The organism is Pseudomonas sp. BN607 (assembly GCF_029871175.1).
Classification (GTDB): Bacteria; Pseudomonadota; Gammaproteobacteria; order Pseudomonadales; family Pseudomonadaceae; genus Aquipseudomonas.
In genome coordinates this window covers 155,616-172,351 of sequence record NZ_SSOE01000015.1, presented here as the reverse complement: position 1 = coordinate 172,351, position 16,736 = coordinate 155,616, and the positions used below count along the sequence as shown (strand labels likewise).

At 63.1% G+C, this 16,736-nt stretch carries 14 protein-coding genes; 4 read left to right on the top strand and 10 right to left on the bottom strand.

What is annotated here, in order from left to right:
* Nucleotides 1-188 precede the first annotated feature (188 nt).
* The 3 genes from xseA to leuA all read left to right on the top strand — a co-directional run bounded on the left by xseA (nt 189) and on the right by leuA (nt 4,505).
* Nucleotides 189-1,568, top strand: a complete 1,380-nt coding sequence (gene xseA / locus E8E68_RS00880) for an exodeoxyribonuclease VII large subunit (protein WP_004575640.1) — start codon at nt 189-191, stop codon at nt 1,566-1,568.
* 3 nt (nt 1,569-1,571) lie between these two features.
* Complete coding sequence (locus E8E68_RS00875) at nt 1,572-2,399, top strand: M23 family metallopeptidase (protein ID WP_266028397.1); 828 nt, start codon at nt 1,572-1,574, stop codon at nt 2,397-2,399.
* A 432-nt stretch (nt 2,400-2,831) separates the two neighbouring features.
* Entirely contained in the window at nt 2,832-4,505 is a 1,674-nt protein-coding gene (leuA, locus tag E8E68_RS00870) for a 2-isopropylmalate synthase (RefSeq protein ID WP_266028398.1), read from the top strand.
* 154 nt (nt 4,506-4,659) lie between these two features.
* Here leuA and E8E68_RS00865 read toward each other — a convergent pair whose 3' ends face one another.
* From E8E68_RS00865 to zwf, 3 genes are read right to left on the bottom strand one after another with little or no spacing between them, the layout of a single operon-like run.
* Nucleotides 4,660-5,340, bottom strand: coding sequence for a bifunctional 4-hydroxy-2-oxoglutarate aldolase/2-dehydro-3-deoxy-phosphogluconate aldolase (locus E8E68_RS00865; protein ID WP_110745725.1), 681 nt, complete (start codon nt 5,338-5,340; stop codon nt 4,660-4,662).
* Between the two features lie 17 nt (nt 5,341-5,357).
* Nucleotides 5,358-6,071, bottom strand: a complete 714-nt coding sequence (gene pgl / locus E8E68_RS00860) for a 6-phosphogluconolactonase (protein ID WP_280339180.1) — start codon at nt 6,069-6,071, stop codon at nt 5,358-5,360.
* Complete coding sequence (gene zwf, locus E8E68_RS00855) at nt 6,058-7,527, bottom strand: glucose-6-phosphate dehydrogenase (protein ID WP_110745727.1); 1,470 nt, start codon at nt 7,525-7,527, stop codon at nt 6,058-6,060. Before zwf ends, pgl begins: the two co-directional genes overlap by 14 nt.
* Before the next feature lie 211 nt (nt 7,528-7,738).
* On the opposite strand from zwf, the gene hexR reads away from it, so the two are divergent.
* On the top strand, nt 7,739-8,602 hold the full coding sequence (gene hexR, locus E8E68_RS00850; RefSeq protein ID WP_177410761.1) for a DNA-binding transcriptional regulator HexR: 864 nt from the start codon (nt 7,739-7,741) through the stop codon (nt 8,600-8,602).
* Here the strand turns inward: hexR and E8E68_RS00845 are convergent.
* The 7 genes from E8E68_RS00845 to E8E68_RS00815 form a co-directional block, all read right to left on the bottom strand.
* Nucleotides 8,595-9,449 carry a D-hexose-6-phosphate mutarotase gene (locus tag E8E68_RS00845; RefSeq protein WP_110745729.1) on the bottom strand — a complete coding sequence of 285 codons (855 nt, stop codon included), beginning with the start codon at nt 9,447-9,449 and terminating at the stop codon, nt 8,595-8,597. The two genes, hexR and E8E68_RS00845, sit on opposite strands and share 8 nt — an antisense overlap.
* Nucleotides 9,450-9,566: 117 nt before the next feature.
* Complete coding sequence (locus tag E8E68_RS00840) at nt 9,567-10,910, bottom strand: carbohydrate porin (RefSeq protein ID WP_266028401.1); 1,344 nt, start codon at nt 10,908-10,910, stop codon at nt 9,567-9,569.
* A gap of 42 nt (nt 10,911-10,952) precedes the next feature.
* The gene (gene ugpC / locus E8E68_RS00835) at nt 10,953-12,107 is read right to left on the bottom strand and encodes a sn-glycerol-3-phosphate ABC transporter ATP-binding protein UgpC (protein WP_110745731.1); all 1,155 of its coding nucleotides are present in this window, start codon (nt 12,105-12,107) and stop codon (nt 10,953-10,955) included.
* Nucleotides 12,108-12,110: 3 nt separating this feature from the next.
* A complete protein-coding gene (locus E8E68_RS00830; RefSeq protein WP_266028403.1) occupies nt 12,111-12,956 on the bottom strand; it encodes a carbohydrate ABC transporter permease in 846 nt (281 codons plus the stop codon).
* Nucleotides 12,949-13,857 carry a sugar ABC transporter permease gene (locus tag E8E68_RS00825; RefSeq protein WP_266028405.1) on the bottom strand — a complete coding sequence of 303 codons (909 nt, stop codon included), beginning with the start codon at nt 13,855-13,857 and terminating at the stop codon, nt 12,949-12,951. The genes E8E68_RS00830 and E8E68_RS00825 overlap by 8 nt, the downstream gene beginning before the upstream one ends.
* A gap of 133 nt (nt 13,858-13,990) precedes the next feature.
* Nucleotides 13,991-15,277, bottom strand: coding sequence for an ABC transporter substrate-binding protein (locus E8E68_RS00820; protein ID WP_266028406.1), 1,287 nt, complete (start codon nt 15,275-15,277; stop codon nt 13,991-13,993).
* A 107-nt stretch (nt 15,278-15,384) separates the two neighbouring features.
* Nucleotides 15,385-16,638, bottom strand: coding sequence for an AGE family epimerase/isomerase (locus E8E68_RS00815; RefSeq protein WP_280339172.1), 1,254 nt, complete (start codon nt 16,636-16,638; stop codon nt 15,385-15,387).
* Nucleotides 16,639-16,736: the final 98 nt, after the last annotated feature.

Genomic DNA, 16,736 nt, shown 5'->3' with positions numbered 1-16,736 from the left:
TTGTGGGAGCGGCCTTGCGTCGCGAAAGGGCCGCGATGCGGCCCCAGGTTTTCAGCTTCGCCGCATGAAGTGCCGGGGCCGCGTTGCGGCCCTTTCGCGACGCAAGGCCGCTCCCACAAGGATTGGGTCAAGGCTGACAGTAGGGGCAAGACAGACAACCGGGGCCGATGTCATTTATGATGCCTGCCATGATCAAAGACCCTTTCGAACGACTCGGGCTGGACCGCGAGGTCCTTACCGTCAGCCAACTCAACGGCCGCGCCCGCGTGCTGCTGGAAGACGTTTTCCGCAGCGTGTGGGTGGAAGGCGAAATCTCCAACCTCGCCCGCCCGGCGTCCGGCCACATGTACTTCACCCTCAAGGACAGCGGCGCCCAGGTGCGTTGCGCGTTGTTCCGGCAGAACGCCACGCGGGTACGCCAGGCGCTGCGAGACGGCCTGGCGGTGCGGGTGCGCGGCAAGGTTTCGCTGTTCGAGGGACGTGGCGACTACCAGCTGATTCTCGACACTGTCGAGCCAGCCGGTGATGGCGCGCTGCGCTTGGCTTTCGAGGCCCTGAAGGAAAAGCTCGGTGCCGAGGGGCTGTTCAGCACCGAACGAAAGAAGCCACTGCCGGCTCACCCGCAGCGCATCGGCATCATCACCTCGCCCACCGGCGCGGTGATCCGCGACATCATCAGTGTGTTCGGCCGCCGTGCCCCGCAGGTGGAGCTGAACCTGATCCCAACGGCGGTACAAGGCCGCGAAGCCATCGCGCAGATCGTACGCGCCATCCGCCTGGCCGACAGCCTCGGCTTCGATGCGCTGATTCTGGCGCGGGGTGGTGGTTCGCTGGAAGACCTCTGGTGTTTCAACGAGGAAGCCGTGGCACGTGCCGTGGCCGCCTGCGTCACGCCCATTGTCAGCGCCGTGGGCCATGAAACCGACGTGTCGATCAGCGACTTCGTGGCTGACGTGCGCGCGCCCACCCCGTCGGCTGCCGCCGAGCTGCTGGCCCCTGACAACAGCGGCCTTCGGCAACGCCTGGATGGCCTGCAACGGCGCCTGCTGTTGCGCATGCAGAACCGCCTGACCCACGACCGCCTGCGCCTGGAGTCACTCACCCGCCGGCTGCGTCACCCAGGCGAGCGTTTGCGCCAGCAGGCTCAACGCCTGGACGACCTGGACATGCGCCTGCGTCGCGCGTTCATGCTCAACCTCAACCAGCGCCGCGAACGCCTGGCACGCCTGGACGCCCGCCTGGCCGCGCAGCATCCGGGCCGTAACCTGAAGCTGCTGAACCAGCGCCTGGACAGCCTGGCCGAGCGCCTGCCACGGGCCATGCGTGAGGTGCTCAAGGACCGCCGCCAGCGGTTCCAGGCCCAGTTGCAGACACTGCAAGTGGTCAGTCCGCTGGCCACCTTGGCCCGCGGCTACAGCATTTTGCTGGATGAACAAGGCCAGGCCATTCGCAGCGCCGAACAGACCCGCAATGGCCAACGCCTGACTGCCCGCCTGAACGAAGGCGAGCTGCTGGTGCGGGTCGAAGACAACCACCTGACCCCGGTCACCCTTTCACTACTGGACTGACACATGCCCCGCCTGCTCGCGCCCCTGCTCGCCCTTTTTCTGTTGCTGCTGGCCGGCGGTGCCCAGGCCAGCTACATCACCCGCGCGTTGAACAAGCCAGTGCCGGGCGGCGTGGCGGTGATCGACCTCGGCCCCGCCGCCAGCGCGCCAAGCGCCCGCTTTGACGGCAAACCGGTGCTGGTGGTGAAGGAACAGGACAACTGGCTGGCCATCGTTGGCATCCCGCTGACCCAGAAACCCGGCACCGCCGTGCTGAGCCAAGGCGGGCGTACCCTGCCCTTTTCGGTCGGCAGCAAGAAATACCCTGAACAGCGCATCACCTTGAAGAACACCCGCCAGGTCAACCCTAACCCGGCCGACCTCAAGCGCATCGACCGTGAGCTGGCCGAGCAGATCAAGGCCTACCGCAGCTTCAGCCCGAACCTGCCGAGCAACCTGATCCTCGACAAGCCGGTCAGTGGCCCGCTGTCGAGCAAGTTCGGCGTGCGCCGCTTCTTCAATGGCGAAGAGCGCAACCCGCATGCCGGGCTGGACTTCGCCGTGCCGGCGGGTACGCCGATCAAGACCCCGGCCAATGGCAAGGTGATTCTGGTGGGTGACTACTTTTTCAATGGCCGCACGGTGTTTGTCGACCATGGCCAGGGCTTCATCAGCATGTTCTGCCACATGTCGAAAATCGATGTGCAGGTCGGCCAGCAACTGCGCCGTGGCGAGGTGGTCGGGCGGGTGGGCTCGACCGGGCGGGCTACCGGACCGCACATGCACTGGAATGTCAGCCTGAACGATGCACGGGTGGATCCAGCGATTTTCATTGGCGCATTCCAGCCCTGAAATTGCGCCGCCTGCTTCGCGGGCGCGCCCGCTCCCACAGGTACGGCGAAGCCTTCAGACACAGCACAATACTTGTGGGAGCGGGCATGCCCGCGAAGCGGCCAGCACAGTCGAAAGCAGTTCAACCGCGTTGCGTCATTGAAAAATACTGCGCAAACATCAATAAGCGCCCAGCAGATCCAAGCCATAAAATCTCGCCTAATCACTTTTTTTAAGCATTTCTCTCAATTTTTCCCGAACGCTTGCCATCCCCCACCCCACTGGTTAAGTTTGAAGGCATGAAAACCTTCAGCACCCTCATCCTGCTCCGACAACATCGCAGCCTCTGCCTGGTCAGCGCCCGACTACCAGGCTGATTCGCGTCGCCTCGCCTCTTCATCTCGTTATTGCTCGGCAGGCCCGATCTCGGCCGCACACAAAAGGATTGCTTCCATGTCCATGCTCAAAGACCCTTCGAAGAAGTACCGCGCCTTCCCGACCATCGACCTGCCCGATCGTACCTGGCCGTCGAAGACCATCACCGCTGCCCCTATCTGGTGCAGTTCCGACCTGCGTGATGGCAACCAGTCGCTGATCGAGCCGATGGACTCGGAGAAGAAACTGCGCTTCTGGAAGACCTTGGTGCAGGTTGGCGTGAAGGAAATCGAAGCGTCGTTCCCGTCCGCCTCGCAAACCGACTTCGACTTCGTGCGTACCTTGATCCAGGACGGCCACATCCCGGACGACACCACCATCCAGGTGCTCACCCAGGCGCGTGAAGACCTGATCGCGCGTACTTTCGAGTCGCTGCGCGGGGCGAAAAAGGCCATCGTCCACCTGTACAACGCCACCAGCCCGTCGTTCCGCCGCATTGTCTTCAACCAAGACAAGCAAGGCGTGAAGGACATCGCGGTGAACGCGGCCAAGCTGTTCGTCAAGTACGCTGCCCAGCAGCCGGAAACCCACTGGACCTTCCAGTACTCGCCAGAAACCTTCAGCGCTACCGAAATGGAATTCGCCAAGGAAGTCTGCGACGCGGTCATCGAGGTGTGGAACCCGACGCCCGAGCACAAGATCATCCTCAACCTGCCGGCCACGGTCGAAGTGTCGACGCCGAACATCTATGCCGACCAGATCGAGTGGTTCTGCCGCAATGTCAGCCGCCGCGACAGCGTGATCATCAGCCTGCACTGCCACAACGACCGTGGCACCGGCATCGCTGCCACCGAACTGGGCCTCATGGCCGGTGCCGACCGCGCTGAAGGCTGCCTGTTCGGCAACGGCGAGCGTACCGGTAACGTCGACCTGGTGACCCTGGCACTGAACCTCTACACCCAGGGCATCGACCCGCTGCTGGACTTCTCCGACATCGACGGGGTACGCAAGGTGGTCGAAGAGTGCAACCAGCTGCCGGTGCACCCGCGTCACCCGTACGTGGGCGACCTGGTTCACACTGCGTTCTCCGGCTCGCACCAGGACGCCATTCGCAAGGGCTTCGCCAAACAGCAAGAAGGCGAGCTGTGGGAAGTGCCGTACCTGCCGATCGACCCGGCCGACATCGGCCGCAGCTACGAGGCAGTGATCCGCGTCAACAGCCAGTCGGGCAAAGGCGGCATCACCTACCTGCTCGAGCAGGAATACGGCATCAGCCTGCCACGCCGCATGCAGATCGAATTCAGCCAGGTGGTACAGGGTGAAACCGACCGTCTGGGCCTGGAAATGACTGCCCAGCAAATCTACAGCCTGCTGCACAAGGAATACCTCCAGGCGAACGCGCCGTACGCGCTGGTGAGCCACCGCCTGCAGGAAGAAAACGGCCACAGTGCCGTGGAAGTGGAAGTTGCCGGTGAAGGTGAAACCACCCTGCACTGGCGCGGCAAGGGCAACGGCGCCCTGGAAGCCCTGGTAGCCGGCCTGCCGGTTGCGGTGGAGATCATGGACTACAACGAGCATGCGATTGGCGCTGGCACCAACGCCAAGGCAGCAGCCTACATCGAGCTGCGCGTGGCCGGCGGTCGCCCTGTCCATGGTGTGGGTATCGATGAAAACATCACCACGGCCAGCTTCAAGGCCCTGTTCAGTGCCCTGAACCGTTCGCTGAGCCAGCAGGAAGCCCAAGCTGCCTGATAGTTCTACCCAACAAAAAAACCGCATCCTGGGATGCGGTTTTTTTTCGCCCGAGTCTCTCGGGAAGGCTTCATGCACCGGCTACCCGCAGGCGCGGCCCATAAAAAAAGGGCGCCGACCAAGCGCCCCATAAGCCGTAAAGCACACAACAAATTCAGTTGGCGTCCAGCAGCGCCATCGCCTCGGCACTGCACGCTTCGATCCGCGCCCAGTCGCCGTTCTTGATCCAGCTGCTGTCGAGCATCCAGGTGCCGCCCACGCACATTACATTAGGCAACGCCATGTAGTTACGTACATTGGCCGGGTTCACGCCGCCAGTCGGGCAAAAGCGTATATCGCCGAACGGGCCGCCAAAGGCCTTGATCGCGGCCACGCCGCCGCTGATTTCTGCCGGGAACAGCTTGAAGCGGCGATAGCCCAGCGCGTAACCCATCATGATTTCGGACGGTGTGCTGATGCCCGGCAGCAGAGGGATCTCACTCTCCACACCGGCTTCGAGAATGTCCTGGGTAATACCCGGGGTAACGACGAATTGCGCACCCGCAGCTTCAACGGCAGCGAACATGCCGCGATCAAGCACGGTACCGGCGCCGACGCATAGCTCCGGGCGCTGTTCGCGCAGCACCTGGATGGCCTTCAGGCCATGCTGTGAGCGCAACGTAACTTCCAGAGTGCGGATGCCGCCCGCGGCCAAGGCATCGGCCAGCGGTAGGATGTCTTCCTCACGGGCGATGGTGATCACCGGCAGGATGCGCGCCTTCTCGCAAATGGCGTCGATCCGCGCGGCTTTGTCGGCCATCGAGAGCTTGGACTGTGGGCGTTCGAGGGTGGTCATGACTGTGGATCCTTGGCTCATGGGCACCAGTAGATGTCCAGGGGGGCGTGAAGAAAAGCGCGAATCGGCATTTCGTTAAGGTCGTTGCCAGCCAGCGCGGCGCGCAGGGTAGCGAGTTTGCCCTGGCCTTGCACGGACAGCGCGGTAAAGGCAGCACTGGCTAGCAGCGAACGGGTCAGCGACAGGCGCTGGTGCGGCACGCTCGGCGCCAGCAACGGCAGGCAGCGGCGCGGGCTGGCCAGGTCCAGGCCAGCGCCCAGGTTGGGGCTGCCGGGGAACAGCGAGGCGGTATGGCCATCGTCACCCATGCCCAGCACCAGCACGTCGATCGGCGGCAGGCCGGCCAAGGCCTGGTCGGCCTTGAGTGCAGCGGCATCCAGGTTATCTGCCTGCTGGTACAGGCCAACGAAGCGGGCCTTGGCCGCCGCGCCCTTAAGCAGGTGGCGGGCCAGCAGGCCGGCATTGCTGTCGGCGTGTTCCACCGGCACCCAGCGCTCATCGGCCAGGCTGACAGTGACGTTGGCCCAGTCCAGGTTTTCGCTGGCCAGTTTTTCCAGAAACGGTACCGGGCTGCGGCCACCGGAAAGCACCACGCAGGCCTGGCCCTTGGCCGCGATGGCCGCACGCAGGCGCTCGGCCACGTCGTGTGCCAATGTGGCAGCCAGTGACTTGGCATCTGCCAGGCTATGCGCCTTCACAGTTGCCGGCAGTTTCAGTTCAGATATCCCCATACCACGCCCTCCCATCGCGCGTTATCAGTGCAATCGAGCTCATCGGCCCCCAGGAGCCGGCCGCGTAAGGCTTGGGCGCATCACCTGCGTTGCGCCAACCGGCAATCAACTGGTCGCACCACTTCCAGGCATACTCGATTTCGTCCTTGCGCACGAACAGGTTCTGGTTGCCGCGCATCACTTCGAGCAACAAGCGCTCATAGGCATCAGGAATCCGCGCACTGCGCCAGGTGTCGGAAAAATTCAGCTGTAACGGGCCGCTGCGCAGTTGCATGCCCTTGTCCAGACCTTGCTCCTTGGTCATCACCCGCAAAGAAATGCCTTCGTCCGGTTGCAGGCGGATGATCAGCTTGTTACCGATCTGCAAACGCTGTTCCGGGGCGAAGATGTAATGCGGGGTTTCCTTGAAGTGGATGACGATCTGCGACAGCTTTTGCGGCATGCGCTTACCGGTCCGCAGGTAGAACGGTACGCCTGACCAGCGCCAGTTGCGAATGTCGGCGCGCAAGGCGACGAAAGTTTCGGTGTCGCTCTGGGCGTTTGCGTTGTCTTCTTCCAGGTAACCCGGCACCGGCTTGCCGTCGCTGTAGCCGGCAATGTACTGGCCACGCACCACACGAGTGCTCAGGCCGTCGCCGGTGATCGGTGCCAGTGCCTTGAGCACCTTGACCTTCTCGTCGCGGATGGCATCGGCAGACAACTCGCTGGGCGGGTCCATGGCAATCAGGCACAGCAGCTGCAACAGGTGGTTCTGGATCATGTCGCGCAATTGGCCAGCCTTGTCGAAGTAGCCCCAACGGCCTTCGATACCGACCTTTTCGGCGACGGTGATCTCCACATGGGAGATGGAATTCTGGTTCCACTGGGTTTCGAACAGGCTGTTGGCGAAGCGCAGGGCAATCAGGTTCTGCACCGTTTCCTTGCCCAGATAGTGGTCGATGCGGTAGACGCGGCTTTCAGGGAAGAAGCGCGCCACAGCATCGTTGACCCGTCGCGACGACTCAAGGTCATGACCGATGGGCTTTTCCAGCACCACCCGGGTGCGCGCGGCCAGCCCGGCCTTTTCGAGGTTTTCACAGATGGCCCCGTACACCGCAGCCGCTGTGGCGAAATAGGCGATCAGCGGCAGTTCGTCTGGCAGCTGCTCGGCCAAGGCCTGGTATCCCTCGGGCTGCAGGAAGTCCAGGTGCTGGTAGCTCAGCCTGGCGAGGAATCGGCCCAGGGCGGCGGGCTCGATATCGGCTTCGGGCACATGTCGGCGCAAGTGGGCTTCAATGTGGTCCAGATGCGCCTGCGCGCTGCCAGCTTCGCGGGCCAACGCCAGCAGGCGGGTGTCCGGGTGCAACAGATTGGCCCGGTCAAGCTGGTAAAGCGCAGGAAACAACTTGCGCAATGCCAGGTCGCCGAGGGCGCCAAACAGGGCAAAGGTGCAAGGTTCGACACTGATCGCAGCCATGATGTTGGTTCTTTCCTAAAGTTGGTCTAGGAATACCGCTTTCACATACGGTTTTCAAGGGATAATGTAGTAAAAACCACAACATTACACACAAGTGTTACAGACAAGTGGTACGTCAACCGCACCGACAGTACGATAGACCACCGTGCAAAAAGCCTGCTGCTCCCACAGCCGGCTGTCTTCCCGACCCAAGGACACACCCATGGACCGCGTGCGAAACCTCCTGGAACAGATCCAGGGACGCCTCGACGAGCTGAACAAGGCCGAACGCAAAGTCGCCGAAGTCATTCTGCTCAACCCGCAACAAGCCACCCGTTTCAGCATCGCCGCCCTGGCCCAGGCGGCCAAGGTCAGCGAGCCGACCGTCAACCGTTTCTGCCGCTCGTTCGGCGTCAGCGGCTACCCGGAACTCAAGCTGCAACTGGCGCAGAGCCTGGCCAGTGGCGCCGCCTATGTCAGCCGTGCGGTCGAGGCCGACGACGACCCGGCGGCCTACACCCAGAAGATCTTCGCCAGCGCCATCGCCTCGCTCGACGGGGCCTGCCAGCAACTCGACCCGGCGCAGGTCAGCCGTGCCGTGGACATGATGATCCAGGCCCGGCAGATCCACTTCTTCGGCCTCGGCGCCTCAGCCCCGGTGGCCCTCGACGCGCAGCACAAGTTCTTCCGCTTCAACCTGGCGGTATCGGCCCATGCCGACGTGCTGATGCAACGCATGCTGGCCTCGGTGGCCCACACCGGTGACCTGTTCGTGATCATTTCCTACACCGGGCGCACACGCGAACTGGTCGAGGTGGCGCGCCTGGCCCGCGAAAACGGTGCCTCGGTGCTGGGCCTGACCGCCGCCGGGTCCCCGCTGGCCAACGCCTGCAGCCTGAGCCTGCACATTCCCCTGCCGGAAGACACCGACATCTACATGCCAATGACCTCCCGGATCATCCAGTTGACCGTGCTTGATGTACTGGCCACCGGCATGACCCTGCGCCGGGGCGTGGACTTCCAGCCGCACCTGCGCAAGATCAAGGAAAGCCTCAACGCCAGCCGCTACCCGATCGAGGACGACGAACTCAACTGAGCCGGTGCGCCTGCAAGCGCAGGTGTGCACGCTGCCCCGGTGCCAGGCTCAGCCCCTCGCCACTGCCGCTGGCAGCCTCGACGCAGACAAAGCGTTGCGATTCACGCCCGGTCACGCCCATCAACGGGCGGTTGCCGGGGTGCCAGACCACCGTGTCGTCGCTGTCACCGGTATCGATGCACAGCTCGCGCTGCCAGGCCGGGTCCTGCAGCTGCACCCGGGGCGTACCCGGGTAGACCTTCTGGCAGCCACCCTTGAGCTTCAGCGCACCGTCTTCACGGCAGGCCTGGCGGCTGATGCGGTCGTAACCTTCGATATCCTCAAGCCCGGATAGCGCTATCTCGGACACGTCACTGATACGCCAGTAGGCCAGCAGCGCATGGCTCAGCTGGCAGGGTTCGCTGTCCTGGTGCTCGGTGCTCAGGCTCAGCTCCATGCGACTGCCCAGCCGGGCATGCAGGTCGACTTGCCAGTCGCACAGGTCCAGCCGCCACTTCAGGGTCACCCCCTCTTCGTCCTCGCGGCTGTCCACCAGCTTCCAGTCCAGTAGCCGCGCCCAGCCATGAGCCGGCCAAAGGTCTTCGCTAGGATGGCGGCCATACCACGGCCAGCACACCGGCACACCCCCACGGATCGCGCCCACTTGTGGCCACTGCTCGGCACACCACAGCCAGGGCCGCTCCCCGGCCGGTTGAAAGTGCAGCAACTGCGCGCCCTGGCGGCTGAATACCGCCTGGCAACGAGGGTGATCGATGATCAGCACATCGCGCTGCTGGTAACGCTCCCACTCGAATGTCGGCCGCGGCCGCTGCGAGGAAAAGAAGCGATGGAGCGGATGTTCGGGCATGGTTCAGAGCTCTTGTTGTTTGAGATAGCGCTGTCTCGGCCTATCCCCGACAACCACTGCAGGCCAGTGGGTGCCGGGAACCGAAAATGGATTGGCGTAAATTTACAACAAATGCCCTCAGAATGACGACTGAATCTTCAACCCCGCGACCAGCGCGTTGTCCACCTGGTCCACGCCCCCAGGGCTCTTGATGTACTGCAGGTTGGGCCGTACGGTCAGCCAGTTGGTGACATGAAACCCGTAGTAGAGCTCGGCGTTGTACTCGGTGCGCTGCAGTGGCACGAAGCCTGGGTTGTCATAGTCATCGATGCCGCTCTGGGCATTGAGCAGCTCGGCACGTTTCTTCACGTCGTCATTCACATGAATACGCGCCACGCCGAAGCCAATGTCGTCCTTGGGCCGGGCGTCGAAGGCCCCTTTGTAGACCAACCCCACCTGCTGGTAGTTGTCGACCACGTTGGTGGCCTTGTCGTGCACGGTGAAGTTGGCGAACAGGCTGAGGCCCCGGTTGACGTCGCCGCCGTGGGCAGTGACCTGCTGCTGCGCCACCACCCACCAGCCGTGCTTGCTGGAGTGCGACTTGAAGGCTTCGCCGGTCAGCGCCTGAGGGTTGCCGTTGACGTCGTCGAACACATCATCGGCCTTGGCCGTGCTGTAGTAGTAGCCCAAGCGGTACTCGCCCGGCAGGCCGTTGACCTTGGGTGACCACACCGCTTCTACCGGCAGGATGGCGCCCTTGGTGCCACTGCCGCTGAGCTTGAAGCCGTTGCCGGTTTCCAGGTTGGACGGGTTCTGCTCGAAGGCGCCAACCTGGACGAAGAATTCCGGGGTAATGTTGTACTTCACCCGCAGCGCCCACTGGCTGACGGGCCAGTTGTACCAGATACCGCCCACCCAGTTGCCCACCTGCGAGCCGCAGAAGGCCAGGTTCTGGAAGTCGCAAGGGAAGCTATTGAAGTCTTCGCCTTCGCCAAAACGGCCGAATTTCACGTCCAGCGCGCCGTCGAAGTACTTCTGCTTGATCCACATCTGGGTCAGGCGCCAGGTCTGGCCGCGGCCCCACACTTCCTGAACCGAGCTGAACTGCCCGGCACGCGGGTCACTGATACGGTCATTGGACAGGTTGCGCCCACTGCGCTCGGTGATTGCCAGCTTGAACTCGGCATCGTGCCAGCCAAAGATCTTCTGCAGGTCCAGGTGGGCGCCAAGCGCGAACTGGTCACTGTAGCGGGCAGTCTTGTCGTCGTTGTAGCCGCCGTGCAGGTTGCCGGCCACCTCACCGACGTAGTCAAGGGTGAAGTCGTAGCCCTTGTCCAGCAGCTCGGTGCGGGTGCCGCCCCAATCGCCGGTCATCCATTTCGACTCGCTGGAGAATGCCTCGGCAGCCTGCGCGCCGCTGCTGCCAACGATGGCAAGCAAGGCCAGCGAACCCAATGTCCTGATGCGTTTGCGTTGTTCCATCCCTTTGCGTCCTCTTTTTTCTTATTTGATGGTGTAGACGAGTTAGCGGCCTTTGAAATGAGCCACGTTGTCCTTTGCGGTTGCGGCAGTGCTGGCCAGGTGCAGCCGCTCGCCGCTGTTTGCGTCGAACAGCAGCACCCGAGCCGGGTCCAGTTGCAGGTTGAGGCTGTCACCGACTTGGCAGGCAACATCCGGCGCCAAGCGGCAGCACACCTTGGTCTGGTTGAGGGTGACGAATACCAGCAGGTCCGGCCCGGTGGGCTCGGTGACCTGGACTTCGGCGCGAATGCCCGGCAAGCCGTTGCCCTCGGGGGCGCCCAGGGCAATCTGCTCAGGGCGGATGCCAAGCGTGATCTCGCGGCCATCCAGCTCATCGCTGGCCAGCCCCAAGGGCAGCTCGCAGCGCGCCTGCCCACTGTCGAGCAGTGCCAGCAAGCGGCCATCCTGTTGCTTGAGGCGTACCGGAATGAAGTTCATCGGCGGCGAACCAATGAAGCTGGCGACAAACTGGTTGGCCGGGTCGTTGTAGATCTGCTGCGGGGTACCAAACTGCTGAATGATGCCGTCTTTCATGACAGCCACCTTGTCACCCAGGGTCATCGCCTCGATCTGGTCGTGGGTGACGTACACGGTGGTAGTCTTCAGGCGCTGGTGCATCAGTTTCATTTCGGTGCGCATCTCGACCCGCAGCTTGGCGTCGAGGTTGGACAACGGCTCGTCGAACAGGTAGATCTTCGGCCGCCGCGCCAGTGCCCGGCCCATGGCCACGCGCTGTTGCTGGCCACCGGACAACTGCGCCGGCTTGCGCGCCAGCAGGTGCTCGATCTGCAGCAGCTTGGCCACCCGCGCCACCTCTTCGTCGATGGCGGCCTGGGGCAGCTTGCGGATCTTCAGGCCAAACTCGATGTTCTCGCGCACGCTCATGGTCGGGTACAGCGCGTAGGACTGGAACACCATGGCGATGTCACGGTCCTTGGGGCTCATGCCGCTGACATCCTGTTCGTCGATCAGGATGGCCCCGCCAGTAATCTGTTCCAGGCCGGCAATGCAGTTCATCAAGGTCGACTTGCCGCACCCCGATGGGCCGACCAGGATGAGGAACTCCCCGTCCCTGATCGACAGCTGGATGTCCTTGAGGGTGTCTGGCAGGCCGCTGCCGTAGGTCTTGTTCACATTGCGCAGTTCGAGCGTTGCCATGACTTACCCCTTGACCGCGCCGGCCGTCAGCCCGCGCACAAAATATTTACCTGCCACCACGTAGACCAGCAGGGTTGGCAGGCCGGCGATCATCGCCGCCGCCATGTCGACGTTGTATTCCTTGGCCCCGGTGCTGGTGTTGACCAGGTTGTTCAGGGCCACGGTGATCGGTTGTGAGTCGCCGCTGGAGAACACCACGCCGAACAGGAAGTCGTTCCAGATCTGGGTGAACTGCCAGATCAGGCAGACCATGATGATGGGTGTGGACATCGGCAGGATGATGCAGCGGAAGATGGTGAAGAACCCGGCACCATCCAGGCGTGCAGCCTTGACCAGCGCATCCGGGATGCTCACGTAGAAGTTGCGGAAAAACAGCGTGGTGAAGGCCAGCCCATAGACTACGTGCACCAGCACCAGGCCGCTGGTGGTACTGGCCAGGCCGAGTTTGCCCAGGGTGAACGAGGCCGGCAGCAGTACGGTCTGGAACGGCAGGAAACAACCGAACAGCAGCAAGCCGAAGAACAGCTGTGAGCCACGGAAGCGCCACATCGAAAGCACATAGCCGTTCAGCGCGCCGATGGCGGTGGAGATCAGCACCGCTGGCACGGTGATCATGATCGAGTTCCAGAAGTAGCCGCTGACCGTGCTCCAGGCCTTGACCCAGCCAATGCCGGTGATCACTGCGGGCCAGCTCAGCAGGTTACCGCTGCTGATGTCTTCCGGGGTCTTGAAGCTGGTCAGCAGCATCACGACCAACGGCACCAGGTACACCAGTACAGCAATCAGCAATATGGCATGGATGGCGATACGGCTGGGGCTGAGAGCCGGTTTGTCGACAGGGCTATGCATGGCGTTTGCTCCGCAGCTCCGAGTACAGGTAAGGCACGAGGATCGCCAGGATCGCCCCGAGCATGAGGATGGCACTGGCCGAACCCATGCCCATCTGGCCGCGGCTGAAGGTGAACGAGTACATGAACATGGCCGGCAGGTCAGACGAGTAGCCCGGGCCGCCAGCGGTCATCGCCGCGACCAGGTCGAAGCTCTTGATGGCGATGTGCGAAAGGATCATCAGCGCGCTGAAGAACACCGGGCGCAGGCTGGGCAGCACTACGGTCCAGTAGATGCGCGGCAGGCTGGCACCGTCGATCTGTGCGGCGCGGATGATCGACTGGTCAACGCCGCGCAGGCCGGCGAGGAACATCGCCATGATAAAGCCCGAGGCTTGCCACACGGCGGCGATCACCAGGCAGTACACGACCCGGTCAGGGTCGATCAGCCAGTCCAGGCGAAAACCCTCCCAGCCCCAGTCGCGCAGCAGCTTGTCCAGGCCCATGCCGGGGTTGAGCAGCCACTTCCAGGCCGTGCCGGTGACGATCATCGACAGTGCCATGGGGTACAGGTAGATGGTGCGGATGAAGCCCTCGCGACGGATGCGCTGGTCGAGCAACACCGCCAGCAGCACGCCGATGGCCAGGCTGATGGCGATGAACAGGCCGCCGAACACCATCAGGTTCTTGCTGGCGACCCACCAGCGATCGTTATCGAACAACCGGGCGTATTGCGCCAGGCCGGCCCATTTGTAGGTGGGCAGGAAGGTCGAGGTGGTGAAGGACAGCACAAAGGTCCAGAGGATGTAGCCGTAGAAACCCACCAGCACGATGAACATGCTCGGGGCCAGCACCAGCTTGGGTAGCCAGCGCTGTAGCGCGTCCAGGGGTGAGGCCCGCAGTTGGGCGGTGGTCGTAGTCATGTCTTGGATCCCGAGGTAGTGGCGGTGCTACGCACCGCTTCGCGGGCAAGCCCGCTCCCACAGGTCCGGCGCCATGACCAGGAACTGTGGTGAGCAGGGCCCATGTGGGAGCGGGCTTGCCCGCGAACAGCCGTTACTGGGCAGCCTTGATCGCCGCCGCCAGCTTTTTCGCAGCATCGGCCGGGTCGGCCTTGGGGTCGTTGATGTAGTTGGTTACCACATCGAAGAACGCACCTTGCACAGCCAGGGTGGTGGCCATGTTGTGCGCCATGCTCGGCTGCAGGCCGCCGGTCTTGGCATCGGCAAGGAAGTCCTTGGCGGAGGTTTGCGCGCAGGCATCGAAACCGTGCTTGCCCATGTCGGCGAGCATGTCGTTACGCACCGGGATCGACCCTTTGTTGATGCTGAAGACCTTCTGGAAGTCCTCCCCCAGCACTTTGCGCGCGATGTCCTGCTGCCCGGCAGAGGTGCCGGCGTTGTTCTGCTTGAACACCACCAGGGAGTCGATGTTGTACAGGAAGGCCTTGTCGGTACCGGGGAACGGTACGCATTGGTAGTCCTTGCCGGCGGTTTTCTTCGCCAGGGTCCATTCGCTCTTGGCCCAGTCACCCATGATCTGCATGCCGGCCTTGCCGTTGATGACCTTGGCCGCTTCCAGGTTCCAGTCCTGGCCCTTGCCGTCCGGGTCCATGTAGGTGGCGACCTTCTTCAGCTCGGTCAGCGCCTTGACCATCTGCGGACCGGTCAGCGTTGCGCTGTCGAGGTCGACCATGGCCTTCTTGTAGCCGTCGGCGCCCATCACCGCCAGCACCACGCTTTCAAACACGGTGCTGTCCTGCCACGGCTGGCCACCATGAGCCAGCGGGATGAAGCCAGCCGCCTTGAGCTTGTCTGCGGCGGCGTAGAATTCGTCGAGGGTGGTGGGCGCCTTGTCGATGCCGGCTTTCTTGAACACCTCGGGGTTGATCCACAGCCAGTTGATGCGGTGGATGTTCACCGGTACGGCAACATAGTCACCGTCGTACTTCACGGTGTCGGCTACTTTCTTGTCGAGCAGCGAGTCCCACTTTTCGTCCTTGGCCACATCCTTGAGCACATCGGCGTCGAGCAAACCGGTGGCTGCCCAGTCCTGGATGTCGGGGCCTTTGATCTGCGCGACACCGGGCGGGTTGCCTGCGACAGCGCGGCTCTTCAGCACGGTCATGGCCGTGGCACCACCACCACCGGCAACGGCGCCGTCCTTCCAGGTGAAGCCGTCTTTCTCGACCTGCGCCTTGAGCACATCGACCGCTGCCTTTTCACCACCAGAGGTCCACCAGTGCACGACCTCGACACTGCCTTTGGACTCGGCGGCTGAAGCCCCCAAAGGCAGTAAAGAGGCCAGAGAGATTGCGGCAGCGAGACGGAGCGTGGAATTCATCGGAGCACCTTTCTTGTTGTTATGCCGTGCAAGTCGAACGCTTGCGTAGCATGGAGTCTAAACAGCGTGCCCGCCCCGTCAGGTAACGAAGCGATGCGTGAATGTCATCATCTGGTTACATAGCTGGAGCTGGCCAGATTACTGGCCAGGCTGGGTGCCAGCGGCAAGCCTGGCAGCAGCAGTGCCTGGTAGGCGTGGTAGAGGTCGGGCTTGCCCGGCCAGATGCTTCCCGCCGGCCGGTTGCGGGCATCGAGTTCGTGGTGCCAGCTGCCCACGACAGGGTCGATGAAATGGTTGGCGATAAAGCCCCAGCAGTTGCGGTACCACTGCTCGTACTGTGCTTCGCCGGTGCGCTGCAACAAGGCTGCTGCTGCGGCGCAAGCTTCGGCGTGCACCCAGTGCAGGCGTGCATGCACCACCGGGCGATTGGCCCAGTCCAGGGTGTAGACGAAACCTGCAGCGCCATCGACATTCCAGGCCTGCTGACAGGCGGCATCGAACAATCTGCAGGCACTGTCTGGAAGCCACTGCGGGGCGAGCAGCCCGGCCCGTTGCAGGCTGGCCTCCAGGTGCAACAGTAGCCGCGCCCATTCCATGGCATGCCCGGGCGTAGTGCCATAGGGCCGGAAGTGGTCGGCGGGGTGCTCGCGGTTGTAATCCGGCAGCGGCTGCCAATGGGCGTCGAAATGTTCGATGACCCGATAACCGCTGGCGGCCGCATGGGTATGGATAATGCGCTCAGCAATGCGCAAGGCGCGTTGCAGCCAAAGGCTGTTGCCGGTGACATCCGCCAGGGCCAGAAATGCCTCGGTCGCGTGCATGTTGCTGTTGGCGCCACGGTACGGTTCAGGCAGCTGCCATGCGCGCGAGAAGGTCTCTCGAAGGGCACCCTTGGCTTCGCTCCAGAAGTGCGTTTCGATCACCTCGGCTGCATCGGCCAGCAACAGGTTGGCATCGGCTACACCGGCCACCACTGCAGAGCTGGCGGCGAGGGCGACGAAGGCATGCAGGTAGGCGGCCTTGCCACTGTCTTCCTGGCCGCCGGGGCGGGCGAACCAGCCACCGTAGCTGGCGTCCTGCATGGCCCCACGCAGGGCGGCCACACCGTGTTCGGCGTAGGCCAGGCTGCCGGGAATGCCCTGCAGATGGGCCAGGGCGAAGCAGTGGGTCATTCGCGCGGTATTCATGGTTTCGGCGCAGGCCCCGGGAGCGAGCTGGCCTTTGGCATCCAGGTTGCCAAACCCGTCAGGCAGTTTCGCAGCTTTGGCGAATGCCAGCAGGCGCTGTGCTTCGGCCAGGCGCCAGGCGTTATGGGCCGGGGCGTTGAGCCAGCTGGTGGGCGGCAGGTTGAGGGTGTTCATGGGCCAGCTTGATCCTTGCCAGGCTTTTGCGAATTCTAGCCAGCGGGCGTGCGCGGGATGTCACGAAGGAAAATGGAATTGTCACCGGGCGGTGACAT

Coding starts and splice junctions, on each gene's coding strand:
- xseA (WP_004575640.1), top strand. CDS start 189: ATGATCAAAGACCCTTTCGAACGACTCGGGCTGGACCGCGAGGTCCTT.
- E8E68_RS00815 (WP_280339172.1), bottom strand. CDS start 16,638: ATGAACACCCTCAACCTGCCGCCCACCAGCTGGCTCAACGCCCCGGCC.
- leuA (WP_266028398.1), top strand. CDS start 2,832: ATGTCCATGCTCAAAGACCCTTCGAAGAAGTACCGCGCCTTCCCGACC.
- E8E68_RS00865 (WP_110745725.1), bottom strand. CDS start 5,340: ATGACCACCCTCGAACGCCCACAGTCCAAGCTCTCGATGGCCGACAAA.
- zwf (WP_110745727.1), bottom strand. CDS start 7,527: ATGGCTGCGATCAGTGTCGAACCTTGCACCTTTGCCCTGTTTGGCGCC.
- E8E68_RS00845 (WP_110745729.1), bottom strand. CDS start 9,449: ATGCCCGAACATCCGCTCCATCGCTTCTTTTCCTCGCAGCGGCCGCGG.
- E8E68_RS00840 (WP_266028401.1), bottom strand. CDS start 10,910: ATGGAACAACGCAAACGCATCAGGACATTGGGTTCGCTGGCCTTGCTT.
- pgl (WP_280339180.1), bottom strand. CDS start 6,071: ATGGGGATATCTGAACTGAAACTGCCGGCAACTGTGAAGGCGCATAGC.
- E8E68_RS00820 (WP_266028406.1), bottom strand. CDS start 15,277: ATGAATTCCACGCTCCGTCTCGCTGCCGCAATCTCTCTGGCCTCTTTA.
- E8E68_RS00875 (WP_266028397.1), top strand. CDS start 1,572: ATGCCCCGCCTGCTCGCGCCCCTGCTCGCCCTTTTTCTGTTGCTGCTG.
- E8E68_RS00825 (WP_266028405.1), bottom strand. CDS start 13,857: ATGACTACGACCACCGCCCAACTGCGGGCCTCACCCCTGGACGCGCTA.
- E8E68_RS00830 (WP_266028403.1), bottom strand. CDS start 12,956: ATGCATAGCCCTGTCGACAAACCGGCTCTCAGCCCCAGCCGTATCGCC.
- ugpC (WP_110745731.1), bottom strand. CDS start 12,107: ATGGCAACGCTCGAACTGCGCAATGTGAACAAGACCTACGGCAGCGGC.